Annotated in this window: 9 protein-coding genes; all 9 read right to left on the minus strand. The window is 30.7% G+C overall.

The window, feature by feature from the left end; all coding sequences use genetic code 11:
• Window positions 1–92: 92 nt before the first annotated feature.
• The 9 genes from MLC52_RS07120 to MLC52_RS07160 all read right to left on the minus strand — a co-directional run bounded on the left by MLC52_RS07120 (window position 93) and on the right by MLC52_RS07160 (window position 13787).
• A complete protein-coding gene (locus MLC52_RS07120) occupies window positions 93–1277 on the minus strand; it encodes an IS3 family transposase (protein ID WP_434579643.1) in 1185 nt (394 codons plus the stop codon).
• A gap of 65 nt (window positions 1278–1342) precedes the next feature.
• Window positions 1343–2251 carry an AAA family ATPase gene (locus MLC52_RS07125; RefSeq protein ID WP_434579805.1) on the minus strand — a complete coding sequence of 303 codons (909 nt, stop codon included), beginning with the start codon at window positions 2249–2251 and terminating at the stop codon, window positions 1343–1345.
• A gap of 123 nt (window positions 2252–2374) precedes the next feature.
• A complete protein-coding gene (locus MLC52_RS07130) occupies window positions 2375–3787 on the minus strand; it encodes a dynamin family protein (RefSeq protein WP_434579806.1) in 1413 nt (470 codons plus the stop codon).
• Complete coding sequence (locus MLC52_RS07135; protein ID WP_434579808.1) at window positions 3787–6030, minus strand: dynamin family protein; 2244 nt, start codon at window positions 6028–6030, stop codon at window positions 3787–3789. The genes MLC52_RS07130 and MLC52_RS07135 overlap by 1 nt, the downstream gene beginning before the upstream one ends.
• 9 nt (window positions 6031–6039) lie before the next feature.
• Window positions 6040–6189 carry a hypothetical protein gene (locus tag MLC52_RS07140; protein WP_434579809.1) on the minus strand — a complete coding sequence of 50 codons (150 nt, stop codon included), beginning with the start codon at window positions 6187–6189 and terminating at the stop codon, window positions 6040–6042.
• The gene (locus MLC52_RS07145) at window positions 6189–8390 is read right to left on the minus strand and encodes a dynamin family protein (protein WP_434579811.1); all 2202 of its coding nucleotides are present in this window, start codon (window positions 8388–8390) and stop codon (window positions 6189–6191) included. The genes MLC52_RS07140 and MLC52_RS07145 overlap by 1 nt, the downstream gene beginning before the upstream one ends.
• A 20-nt stretch (window positions 8391–8410) precedes the next feature.
• On the minus strand, window positions 8411–11425 hold the full coding sequence (locus tag MLC52_RS07150) for a WG repeat-containing protein (RefSeq protein ID WP_434579813.1): 3015 nt from the start codon (window positions 11423–11425) through the stop codon (window positions 8411–8413).
• Between the two features lie 9 nt (window positions 11426–11434).
• The gene (locus tag MLC52_RS07155; protein ID WP_434579815.1) at window positions 11435–13126 is read right to left on the minus strand and encodes a dynamin family protein; all 1692 of its coding nucleotides are present in this window, start codon (window positions 13124–13126) and stop codon (window positions 11435–11437) included.
• A gap of 58 nt (window positions 13127–13184) precedes the next feature.
• On the minus strand, window positions 13185–13787 hold the full coding sequence (locus MLC52_RS07160; RefSeq protein WP_434579816.1) for a hypothetical protein: 603 nt from the start codon (window positions 13785–13787) through the stop codon (window positions 13185–13187).
• Between the last annotated feature and the right edge of the window lie 2 nt (window positions 13788–13789).

Here is a 13789-nt window from a genome sequence, read left to right on the forward strand (position 1 = left end):
CCTACATTGTCTATGGCTTCAGTAACTATTATAATGCCCCTAAAAATCAAGACAACTTCTCCAGAAATTTAATTTCATCTTCATCTGTTACCCTATGCCACATTTTTTAGATATTCAAGATAAACATTCATTGGTTTTTGATAGTTTATACTTGAATGAAATCTTTTAAAATTATATTTGTGTATATATGCTGCTACTCCTTCTTTTAAATCTTTGATTGTTATATAATCATTTATATAGATATTGCTGTGCTTGAGAGTTCTGAAGAATCTCTCAATTACGATATTATCGATACTTCTGCCTCTGCCATTCATTGATATTTGGATATCATGTTTTTTGAGTAATTGGGTGTGCTCATAACTTGTATACTGGCTCCCCTGATCAGAGTTAAATATCTTAGGCTTAGGATACTTTGCAAGTGCCTCTTGAAGTACATCTGTGGCAAGTGTTGCATCCATACTGTTAGAGATTTTATATGCAAGCACAGCTTTACTGTGCCAGTCGATAATAGCAGCAAGATACATAAACCCACCATTGATGCGAATATAGGTAATATCTCCACTCCACACTTCATTTGGTGTTGAGACATACACTGTTTTTTTCTTGCCGTTTTGAGTCCAGTACTGCTTGAGCAAATATTCATATACTTGATGTTGGGGATGTTTGATACTTGTGACTCTTTTCTTTGTTGGATATATCGCTTGTATCCCTAAAATCCCCATATATTTGAGCACTCTATTTCTTCCAATATTGTAGCCATCCTCTTTGAGTTGTTCATAGATGAGTCGATACCCATATTCTGAATTATCAGTAGCGATTTCATCGATTTTATGGAGTATTTTTATATTCTCTGCACTTATAGGCACGGGGTTATAGTAAAAACTACTTCTACTGACACCAATAAGTTCACACTGCTCTGATATTGAAAGTTGTTTATGCCTGGACTCTATCAGAGCTCTTTTTTCAATCAAGTCCAAGCTCTTTAACTTTCCCACTGCCCACTCCGCCTTTACAGTTGCCTTGCCGAGTGCTTTAGCCAACTGCTCATTTTCAGATTTAAGCTCTTCTATCTCATCTTTATAGGCTTTGGTAGCTCCGCCAACATCAAATGCTAAAGAAGCATTTTCTAAAAACTGCTGTTTCCATTTCCCTAATGATTGTGATGTTACCCCATACTTCGAGGCTAATTGACTTGTTGTCATCTCCTCTTTTAGCATCTCTAAGACTATTTTTGTTTTTTGTTCAGCTGTGTAAGTTTGACCTTTTTTTCTACTCATAATTTCATCTCCATAATTCTTATTATTTTAACTTTTTTGAAAATAAATCTTACTGAATTGTTGTCTTAGATTTTAGGGGCATTATATATTTTGTTTATCACTTCAACCTCTTTTGGTTTGCTCCATAAACAATACTCAAGCAAAAAACAATCTACTATATTTGTTGTATCTCTATCGCAAAAAAATGCACTTGCTTTTAGTAGCAGTCCTGCTTTTTGCCATCTTCTATCTGAGATATATAATATATCTTTTTCATCACTTTTCTCATTGTGTTCAACTATTTCTAGTCGTATTGCATTTATGATGTTAAAGCAGTCTTGAGAAATGGTTACTTTATTTATTTTATCTTTAAAACCTCTCCATTCATCAGCTTTGATTTTTAAATGTTCTGCAACATCTACGAAACTATCTAAATTTCCTTGTTGTAAAATACTCTCAAAACTATCTCTTGATTTTAATGGTTCTACAGATAACCGTACCAAAAACCTATCGTATAAAGCTTCAAGACCTTGATTTTGTGGTGGGGTTTCGTTTGATGCACTTATAAGTACCTTTAGTGGAACATCTTCTATCTTATCGCCATTTTTAAATTTTTTTTCATTGATGATAGTAAGTAGTGTATTTAAAATAGCAGGATTACTTTTCCAAATCTCATCCAAAAACCCAAAATCTGCTTCAGGAAGATATCCTTTTGTTTTTCTAAGGTAGTTATCTTTTTTAAGCTCGCTTAGCGATATTGGTCCAAAAACCTCTTCAGGGGTGCTAAACTTTTGCATTAAGTATTCAAAATAGTTCTCACTTTCAAATGCACTCGAAATTCTCCGAGATATTAAGCTCTTTGCGACACCTGGAGGTCCATATAAAAAAATATTTTCTCCAACAAGTGCAGATAAAAAAGCTACTTCTATAATCTCATCTCTTTCATGCAAATCCTTTTTTAGGATTTGCAATATCTTTTTTACTCTATCTATCATTTTAGCTTTAACCTTTCTAAGTCACTTTTCAAATATTTGTTATTGGATTTTTGAGTTGAAATTAAATAATTCTTATAATATTATAAACCATAAAAACACACTTATCCTTCAGCTTTAATTTTACTAATGAAATACCTTTTGAATTGCTGCATCTAGTTTTTTTGTTATATTTTCAAGTTGTTTTAAATTTTCATCTTCTTCTTCGCTTAAAAAAAGTTTCTTTAAAGTTTCAATACGATCTGAAAGTGTATCTACCAATTCAAGATCAGTTTCTAGCAAATCTAATGATAAAGAATGTAGCTCATCTTTTGCTGATTCTTTTCTTTTCTTGCTTTGTAAAATAGCATTTTTATATGCATTCGTCACTTGATATAATTTACTTGTAAGCTCTTTTTGCTTGTTTGCTTCTTTGTCACTATTTATAAAAAAATCATCTAATGATATACCACGAGTACAATAAGTTTCTTTCAAAACAGAACTATATGCACTAATGCCTTCAAACTCAATATCATATTCTTCAAGGCTTTCTTCTATTTCATCCAAAATATCTTCTAAATCATCAGGAGATTTTAAATCTGCTTTGTTTAGCACAATATAAAGTTTTTTATCTTCAATATTAAGATCATCCAGAAATTCTAAATCACTAGCAGATATAGTCCCATTTGCATCAGCTCCAATAAGCCATACTAAAGCGTTAGCATTTTCTAAGAAATCTTTTGCAGTTTTTACATCTTCACTTGTAAAACCATCACTTATTGTTGCTGGATTATATCCTGGAGTGTCTATAAAACAAATATGATCATGATCAATTTTGACACCCATCATCATGTATGGCATAATATCTTTGAGATTAAAATCGAAAGATTTTATGAAGTCATGAGAGAGTTTTGATTGAAAATCTTTATCTATATCACTAAGATGGACAAGTCCACCATTTGAGCTACAGCCTAAATAAAGTTCTATTTCTTCATGAAAAACATAAGTTGGTATAGCAGTAGTTGGTACTACCCCTATAGGTAACTTAACATCGCTTTGAATAAAACTACTGATAAACTCACTCTTACCTGCACTAAAACCTCCACCAACTGCTACCACATTTTTGGTGTGTAGCAGTGGGTAAGCTGAAATGATCTCTAATTCCTTTTCTATCTCTTGGAGTTTTAAAATCATCTCTGCTTCATTTGCTAAAGCATTTTCTTTATTTGCAAACTCCATAAAATCATTATAAAGCAAATGTTTAAATTCTTGCAAACCTTTGTTATTTGTGGAAGCTGATAGCAATTTAGAGATAAGTTGAGTTTTTAATAAATGCTCTTTTAATTTATCTTCAAAGGTATGCAAAGATGTCTCAAGTATATTGAGCCGTGTTTTACTATCCTCTTTATATGTTTCAAAATCTTGTTCTAATTGATTATGCTTAGAGAGTAAATCATTAAGTTCTTCAGCAATTCTTTGTTTTATTGGCTGTTTCCCGAAAAAAAAGCGATTTGCTAAAGTATCAACCTCTTGATGTATTTTGTCTATAGTTTCATTCATTATAATTTCTCCAATTCAGAAACTATCATATTGTATTTTTCCAACATCATTGTTTTATTATTTATATCATCTTCAAACTTTTTCATATCACTTTCATATTTTTTAAATATACTGTCTGCGATATTAGTCTCTTTTAGTTTTTGAACTAAATTTTTGATATAACTGTTAATATCACTTTTTACTTGTCCTTTTAAATTATCTACATAGTCTCGTGCATCATCTATAAATCGTTCTGCACTACTACCTTCAAGTGTACCACTTTTTCTAAGTGAGCTAGGCAAACCACCTCCATAGTTCACTTCTGGGTATGTGACACTATTGACAATCTGTTTAATCGTTTTACTTAAAAGATCAATCTCTAAATTAGAATCTCCCACAACTTCTCTAAGTGTACGGACAATATCTTTAAAGAGTTTTTTCTTCCATTCTTCTATAGTTCGTTTTACTTCTATATCAATACTCTTTATTTTGTCAGTCAATTCGTCTAAAGAGTTTCTGATATGTCCAGCTTTTACTGTTGTGTATGTTCTGTGTCTTGTTTCGTACCGATCATCCCCCCAGCTCCAAGGATTAGACCATGGTGATGTACTTACTGTATAGCTTTCAGTTTTACTTCCTTCACTGTTTGATATGTCTTGTTTTGAATCTCTGAAATATGAATTTAATTTATCAAGCAGAGAACTTTTTATATCATATTCTAAAGTATCTATTTCACTATTACATGTTTTATTAAGCACCTCTATCGACTTTGTTTTTATTTTAGGTATGCTTTCTATCTTCTTTTGAATCTCTTCTATATCACTATTTTTAAGTTTTTCTATAGTGCGATTAATCTCTTTTATAAAAGTAAGTATATCCTTCTTTTTAAGTATATGAATTTCATCACTTTTTTTATATTGATTATTCAAAATCTCTGTAGTGTATTCTATACCAAAAATATTGCTAATTGCTTCCAAAATATTCTTAGTTTTTATAACAATATCCTCTTCTTGCACAGGATCTTGTGTTTTTGTTTCATTATCCATATACTCTTTTACTATGCCAAATACATCGTTAATGCTATTTTTAAACTCTTCAAAAACACTTTTAAGAGTTTTAAGATTTTCTTCCTCTTGCTCAGTAGAAAAATACTCTTGGATTTTTGTTACTCTTTCATGCACTGGTTTATCTAAATCAATTCCCTCTTCAAAAATATCAAGTGAAAGAGAGTGTAGTTCCTCTTTTGCATTTTTTTTCTCATCAATTTTATTTTGTGTTGCAACTCGGTAAGCTTCATAAACACTATATACCCGTTGAAGTAACTCTTGGTGTTTACTAATGAAGTTGTTACAGTTTTGCAAAAACTCTTCAAGAGTTTTTCCTTTGTGGGTATATTCCTCTTGCATAATAGAACTATATGCACTAATCCCCTCTACATCTATATCTGCATCTTCTAAACTCTCAGCAATCTCTTCTAAAATATCTTCTAAATCATCAAGCGGTTTTAAATCTGCTTTATTAAATACAACATAAAGCTTTTTATCTTCTAAATTTAAATTTTCGAGAAATTGAAGATCTGTATTTCCAATAGTTCCATTACTATCTCCTCCAATAAGCCATAACAGGGCATTAGCATTTTCTAGGAAATCTTTTGCAGTTTTTACATCTTCACTTGTAAAACCATCACTTATTGTTGCTGGGTTGTATCCTGGAGTATCCACAAAACATATATGATCATGTGAAAGTGGTGATGCAATAAGAAGGTATGGCATAATATCTTTGAGATTAAAATCGAAAGATTTTATGAAGTCATGAGAGAGTTTTGATTGAAAATCTTCATCAATTTTTTCCAAATCTACAATACCACCCTTGCTACTACACCCTAAAAAATTCCTTTTTTCTTCATGAAAAACATAAGTTGGTATAGCAGTAGTTGGTACTACTCCGATAGGTAATTTAACATCGCTTTGAATAAAACTACTGATAAACTCACTCTTACCTGCACTAAAACCTCCACCAACTGCTACCACATTTTTGGTGTGTAGCAGTGGGTAAGCTGAAATGATCTCTAATTCCTTTTCTATCTCTTGGAGTTTTAAAATCATCTCTGCTTCATTTGCTAAAGCATTTTCTTTATTTGCAAAGAGTAAAAAATCTCCATTAAGTAACTCTTTAAACTTTTTTAATCCTTTATTTGTCGCACCAGTTGAGAGTAAGTTTGAAACTAACTCTTTTTGAATCTCACACTCTGTTTTTTGTCCCATAATTTTGCCTTAAAAAATAACTGATGTAGCTATAGATTTGATACTTTTTTCAAGAGTTAATAATGTTTCTATCTGGGCTTCGATTTGTTGTATATTTGCCTCTTTTTCTTTTAGTGCAACTTCAACCTCTTGATGTATTTTGTCTATAGTTTCATTCATTATAATTTCTCCAATTCAGAAACTATCATATTGTATTTTTCCAACATCATTGTTTTATTATTTATATCATCTTCAAACTTTTTCATATCACTTTCATATTTTTTAAATATACTGTCTGCGATATTAGTCTCTTTTAGTTTTTGAACTAAATTTTTGATATAACTGTTAATATCACTTTTTACTTGCCCTTTTAAATTATCTACATAGTCTCGTGCATCATCTATAAATCGTTCTGCACTACTACCTTCTAGTGTACCACTTTTTCTAAGTGAGCTAGGCAAACCACCTCCATAGTTTACTTCTGGGTATGTGACACTATTGACAATTTGTTTAATCGTTTTACTTAAAAGATCAATCTCTAAATTAGAATCTCCCGCAACATCTCTAAGTGTATGGACAATATTTTTCACAAGCTCTTTCTTCCATTCTTCTATAGTTCGTTTTGCTTCTATATCAATAGTCATTTCTAGTTTGTCAGTCAATTCGTCTAAAGAGTTTCTGATATGTCCAGCTTTTACTGTTGTGTATGTTCTGTGTCTTGTTTCGTACCGATCATCTCCACCAAACAAGCTTTTAACTCCTTGAAACCATCCTTTATCTACTGTATAGCTTTCAGTTTCACTTCCTTCACTATTTGATATATCTCGTTTTGAATCTCTGAAATATGAATTTAATTTATCAAGCAGAGAACTTTTTATGTCATATTCTAAAGTATCTATTTTATCGCTATATGCTTCATCGACTACCTCTACTGACTTAGATTTAATTTTAGACATGTGTTCTATTTTCTTTTTAATCTCTTCTATATCACTATTTTTAAGTTTTTCTATGGTGCGATTAATCTCTTTTATAAGAGCATTTTGATAATTTTTTAACCCTTTTTCTTTTGCTTTTTCAAAACTATCTTTTTTTTCTTTTAAGATATTTTCTTTCTCATCCTTAACACCATTTAATATATCGTTTATTTTTTGCATATTTGCGAGTAGTTTTAAGTTCTCACGAGCAATAGTATCGTCGCTAAAATAATCTTTATATTGTTCTGTTAATAGCCCCCAAACATGTTCTTTATTCTTATCCCATTGTTCTTTTTTATCTAAACTTTGCATCAAAGAGTAGCAAATACCAGATGAATATACAACTTCATTTGACAAAAGTGACTTAAAAGTTGGATTATCCTTCAAGTATTCATCTTTGGAAAGGACGGAATGCATATGGTTTGTTAAGTTTTTAGTAGTGTTTTGCAATACTTTATGCAATATTCCACCACCAGCTTTTTTTTCACTACCATATAGTTGATTGTCAATTTGACTTGCTATGATATAAAGTTCTTTGATCCCTTCTTTTGTGGTAATTCTATCAAAAAGATCCATATCTTCACTACTTAAAAATTGTCCAGATGGAGAAACAATAAGTATAACATCACAATATTTTAAAAGTTCCCTTGTTCTATCTTCTCTTGAAGTTACAGGGTCATTTACACCTGGAGTATCAATGATTTGTACATCTTTTAGATTTTCCTCATTGAGTTTAAGAGTAACTGATTTTGTGAATGGCATATATTTACCATCTGCACCAACAAAATCCAAAAGCTTTTTATTTAGTTCTTGAGTGTTTTCAGCCGTTATCTCCTCAAATTCTTTCAACTCTTCTAAACTTGCATCAGAATCCTTAATCCGACAATATTGATCGTAAGATGAAAAAAGCTTATCATTGCCTTTCATCTCTCTTGTAGCTTGCTTCCTTGCTGTTTCTTGTAGCTCTTCATCTGGTTTATTTTTTTTATTTTTCTCTTTTAATTGTTTAAATTTTTCTTCTATTAAATTTTCTAACTGTCGAAGATACTCATCATGTTCATGTTTTATATCGCTTAAATCTTCTTGTGTGAAGAATTCAACTTCTGCCTTTGTATCTGGAGAATACTCCATTACTGTAAGTGCAGCAGTCATTGGTGTAGCAGCACTTGGTAAAATACTATCCCCATCAAATATAAGTGCATTTAGTAAAGAACTTTTTCCTGCTTTAACACGACCAACTATCCCTATTTTTAGAATACGACCCTCTTGTTCCATCTCCTCAAGAGCTTTCTTTAAATCTTGTGTTTTTGCAATAGCAAATTCATTTTTATAGACTGATGCACTATCACTTAGATTATACTTAGCAACAACATCTTCTAACTTTTCACTTAACTCTACTACTTTCATTCTCTATCCTCCGTTTTATTTTAATTGTAAATGTCTTCTTCGCTAAATGTAAGATACTCACCATCATAGCTTATATATCCCTCGTTATCTCCAAACTTTACTTTTATGAGATCTTCTAGAAATTCTATCTTGTCAAAATGGGGTAGAACAAGCCACTCTCCATTGTATTTTTTAACTCCAACTTTTCCTGTTTTGTTAATGATAATATCATTATTTTTAGAAATGATGAATTTGGAATCTTCTTTTTTATCTGTATCGAAAAAACTACTGGAACCAAAAAAAGGAAAAGAAGTTTTTTTCTCTTCTTTTATTTTTTTTGAGGCACTTCCTAAGTATATTCCATCCTTATTTGCTATGCCCCATTCGCCTTGACTTTTTACTCTAGCAAAGCCATTTTCAAAGGATTCAGCATCTTCATAAATTGGATCTATTTTCCACATTCCAGTTTTATCTATAAATCCAACTTTATTATTCATTTTTGCCACAGCATAATCTTCTGAGAAATCTTTTAGTTCGTCATACTTAGCTTCAATGACAACCTTTCCACTCTCATCAATAAAACCATATTTAGCACCTTGCTTAATTTTTGCAAATCCCTCTTTAAAATCATAAACATCATCAAATTTTGACTCAATAACAACTTTACCATCTGTATTGATAAAACAATATTTGCCATCACTGGTTTCTACTTTTGCGAGTCCATTTTCTGTAAAGTCATTAGCATGTTTAAATATTGGTTCAGCTGTTACTTCATAGTTTTGATTAATAAAACCCCATTTATCTCTTTTTCTATACCTAGTTCTTGCAAAACCATTTAAAAATTCATAGATTGTATAAAAAATAGGATCAAGAACAATCTCTCCATTGCTATTCATTATCCCTTCTTTATTATCCAATTCAACTGTTATAAAATTTTCATCTCTTTTATACATTTCATCATATTTTGGTTCAACAATCATTTCAAAGTTTTTATTTAATAATCCCCACTTTCCATAATGTTTTACTGCAATATATCCATTTCCCATTATGTCATAGTCTTCATATCTATCATCTCTTATTAATTGGGTATTTTTATCAAGAAATTCGTATCTACCATATTTTTGAACTATAAAAAAATTATCATTAACAGCTATAGAATCATAATTAAAATCTAATATCATCTGACCCTGTTTGTTAAATAACCCCTTCTTGTTAGAGTGTTTAACTTCTATAAAGCCATTCTTCACCTTTATTTTATTATCATATTCTGGATTTATGATAATTTTTCCTGCTGTATTAATAAGACCTATTCTGTCATTGATTTCAAATTTAGCAAAACCATTTTCAAAACCATAAATATCATCAAACTGAGGTTCAATTATAATATTACCTTTTTTATCAATAAGACCATACTTTTCATTTTTTCCTATTTCTGCAAATCCTTCTGAAAAAGAACTAGCATGTTTAAATTGTGGCTGAATAATTATTTCACCTTTGGTATTTATAAAACCATATTTGTCATTTTGTTTTACTTTTGACAATTCATCTTCAAAAGCTTCAATTTCATCAAACTGCGGCTCTATAACGATTTCACCTTTGGTATTTATAAAACCATATTTACCATCTTTTTTCACCTTAATTAAATCATTGCTATCAAACTTTTCAATTTCTTCATATTGAGGTTCTACTACCCATTGCCCATCAGTATCTATAAATCCATATAAATTCTCTTTTTTGAGTGGATAGATTTTATCACTCTTTTTGCTAGATTCTTTATTGGCAACATCTTCATTTACCTCTTCTTGCACAGGATCTTGTGTTTTTGTTTCATTATCCATATACTCTTTTACTATGCCAAATACATCGTTAATGCTATTTTTAAACTCTTCAAAAACACTTTTAAGAGTTTTAAGATTTTCTTCCTCTTGCTCAGTAGAAAAATACTCTTGGATTTTTGTTACTCTTTCATGCACTGGTTTATCTAAATCAATTCCCTCTTCAAAAATATCAAGTGAAAGAGAGTGTAGTTCCTCTTTTGCATTTTTTTTCTCATCAATTTTATTTTGTGTTGCAACTCGGTAAGCTTCATAAACACTATATACCCGTTGAAGTAACTCTTGGTGTTTACTAATGAAGTTGTTACAGTTTTGCAAAAACTCTTCAAGAGTTTTTCCTTTGTGGGTATATTCCTCTTGCATAATAGAACTATATGCACTAATCCCCTCTACATCTATATCTGCATCTTCTAAACTCTCAGCAATCTCTTCTAAAATATCTTCTAAATCATCAAGCGGTTTTAAATCTGCTTTATTAAATACAACATAAAGCTTTTTATCTTCTAAATTTAAATTTTCGAGAAATTGAAGATCTGTATTTCCAATAGTTCCATTACTATCTCCTCCAATAAGCCATAACAGGGCATTAGCATTTTCTAGGAAATCTTTTGCAGTTTTTACATCTTCACTTGTAAAACCATCACTTATTGTTGCTGGGTTGTATCCTGGAGTATCCACAAAACATATATGATCATGTGAAAGTGGTGATGCAATAAGAAGGTATGGCATAATATCTTTGAGATTAAAATCGAAAGATTTTATGAAGTCATGAGAGAGTTTTGATTGAAAATCTTCATCAATTTTTTCCAAATCTACAATACCACCCTTGCTACTACACCCTAAAAAATTCCTTTTTTCTTCATGAAAAACATAAGTTGGTATAGCAGTAGTTGGTACTACTCCGATAGGTAATTTAACATCGCTTTGAATAAAACTACTGATAAACTCACTCTTACCTGCACTAAAACCTCCACCAACTGCTACCACATTTTTGGTGTGTAGCAGTGGGTAAGCTGAAATGATCTCTAATTCCTTTTCTATCTCTTGGAGTTTTAAAATCATCTCTGCTTCATTTGCTAAAGCATTTTCTTTATTTGCAAAGAGTAAAAAATCTCCATTAAGTAACTCTTTAAACTTTTTTAATCCTTTATTTGTCGCACCAGTTGAGAGTAAGTTTGAAACTAACTCTTTTTGAATCTCACACTCTGTTTTTTGTCCCATAATTTTGCCTTAAAAAATAACTGATGTAGCTATAGATTTGATACTTTTTTCAAGAGTTAATAATGTTTCTATCTGGGCTTCGATTTGTTGTATATTTGCCTCTTTTTCTTTTAGTGCAACTTCAACCTCTTGCTTTTTTTGTTCTAATTGTTTTTCAAACTGCTCGCCGATTGACTCGATAAGTTGTTGAACTTGTTGTTGCATTATCTCATCAACTTTACTTCGTAATTGATTTTTTAAACCTGGAATAATTTCATTGGTAAATTTTTGCCTTAACATCTCTTGTCTTTTAGCTTCTTGTGATTTTCCAGTTATAAAATTTATAATATCTGGTAAAAATATAATTATAACTTCTAAAATAGGATTTAAAATAGTTGTTGTTATTCCAAGAGTAGTTGCGATTACTTTGTAGATTGCACCACTTTTACCTTTGGTCGCATCTGTGATTTTTTCTAATCCATGTTGTGTTGATTGAAGTATCTGTTTGGTATTTCCAGATATTTTTTCTATCCAATCTCGATCTATAGTAAATCCTTCAGATTCATTACCTAGATTTTTAAGTTCTATACTAAAATCATCAACAATATTTTCTCCAATTGTTTTCATTCTGGAGTTTAGTTCAGAAATCAGTTTATTTTTTACAATACTATTTACCTCTCTTTGAAAAGACTCTTTGTCCCTTGATACCAAAGAAACAAGTTGTTCTTGATTTCTAGACAATTCTTCACCAACAATACTAACAATGCTTTCTGTTGTATTGTTAGAATATCTCCTTTGTGCTTCATTGATCATTTTTATTTTTTTATTTTCAATATTCTTGATACTATCATTTAAAGCTTGAATAGCCTGCAAAGAATCATCTTTATCTGATTTTAGTACACTAATAGTTGTGCTAATAGCACTATCTATACGAAAATAATCTCTTTTAAGATCATCAATAAACAAGGAGTAAAAAAGCTTTTCACTATCCATATCTTGAAAAATCTTTTCTAAGTTTTCCCCTCCATTGTCATCTAACAATACAATCTCTTTTTCAAAATCGAAATCTTCAAGTTGTTCTGAAACTTGCTGTCGTATCGACTCTACATCCTGTGGACTTTTTAAGTTTGTTTTGCTTAAACAAAAAGAGAAGTCTTTTCCAAAGTCTGAAATATTTTCTAATTCATTTAAAATACTCTTCGGTATTGTGCCATCTTCAACACTTAAGAGTATAATAAAATAGACACCCTTATTTAGATAGTTTAGGATTGCTTGATTATGTAACTCTAAAGGGGAATCAAATCCAGGCATATCTACCAATACAAAAGGTTCTATACTTTTGAGTTTATCATTATTGAGATACAGTTTTAAATATTTATATTTTTTCGCATTGTTTTTAATTTCTTCATGCTGTTGAATCTCAAATTTATCTACACTGCCATCCTCTTTAATCGCTTCTATGTAATCATTTTGCGAATAGCGAAGTTCAGTGGCAAGTGCTGTTTCTGGAGTTAAGTTTGTAGGTAAAACATTTATTTCTAAAAATGAATTAATCAAGGAACTTTTTCCTGCACTAAAACCACCTACGACAGGAACAACTAACTCACAATTCTCAATCTCATTTTCCAATACTTTTGTATCTTCTACTGAAATACTACTGCCGTCTAACTCTTTTTCTATACTTCTTAAATAGTTTAAGAAAGTTTTCTTTTGTTGTATCATTATTAAAACTCCTTTACAGCATTTTATAACTATATTGTTAATAGTATTATAAAATGTATTATTTTATGTTTAATGTGTCCCAATAAAGGACACTGTTATACTTTTGTGATATTTTTTGCTCAAGTGTTGTAAATAAAACCAACTGTTCATCTGCATCTGGTTCTATGCATTCCCAAGTAAATTGATGGCAATTATTGAAGATTATAGAATACTCTTTCGTTCTCCTATTGTAATCTTCATACATCTTTATTGCATTTTTTGCGACATACTCATTTGCAAGTGGAACACCTTTATTGTTACATGCTATTTGAATCTCACTGTTTAAGCCTCGTGCATAAAACTCTCCATCACCCTTTTTAAACTCCTCTAAGGTGACTTTTTTGAGCATGTCATCTCCATGTTGTTCTATAACATAGCCATCTCCTATATAGATACCTGTATGTTCTATTAGCCCAAGTCCAAGTCCAGTAGCTAAAACAGAACCAACTGTTGGAGTTACTGTTCTCATGCTTGATAGGATATGGTTTCTTGATTTTGCGACATAGCCATTTGTGTCTGAAAATGGCTGAGTGTCCATTTTTTCTCTTTCTCTCTCAATTTCAATCTCATCAACTATTTTTCGTATAATAATCTCTGCTACATTAAAAATGGTAGATTTCATAT

It is taken from the genome of Sulfurimonas sp. NW15, from assembly GCF_051132285.1.
GTDB classification, from domain to species: Bacteria; Campylobacterota; Campylobacteria; order Campylobacterales; family Sulfurimonadaceae; genus Sulfurimonas; species Sulfurimonas hydrogeniphila.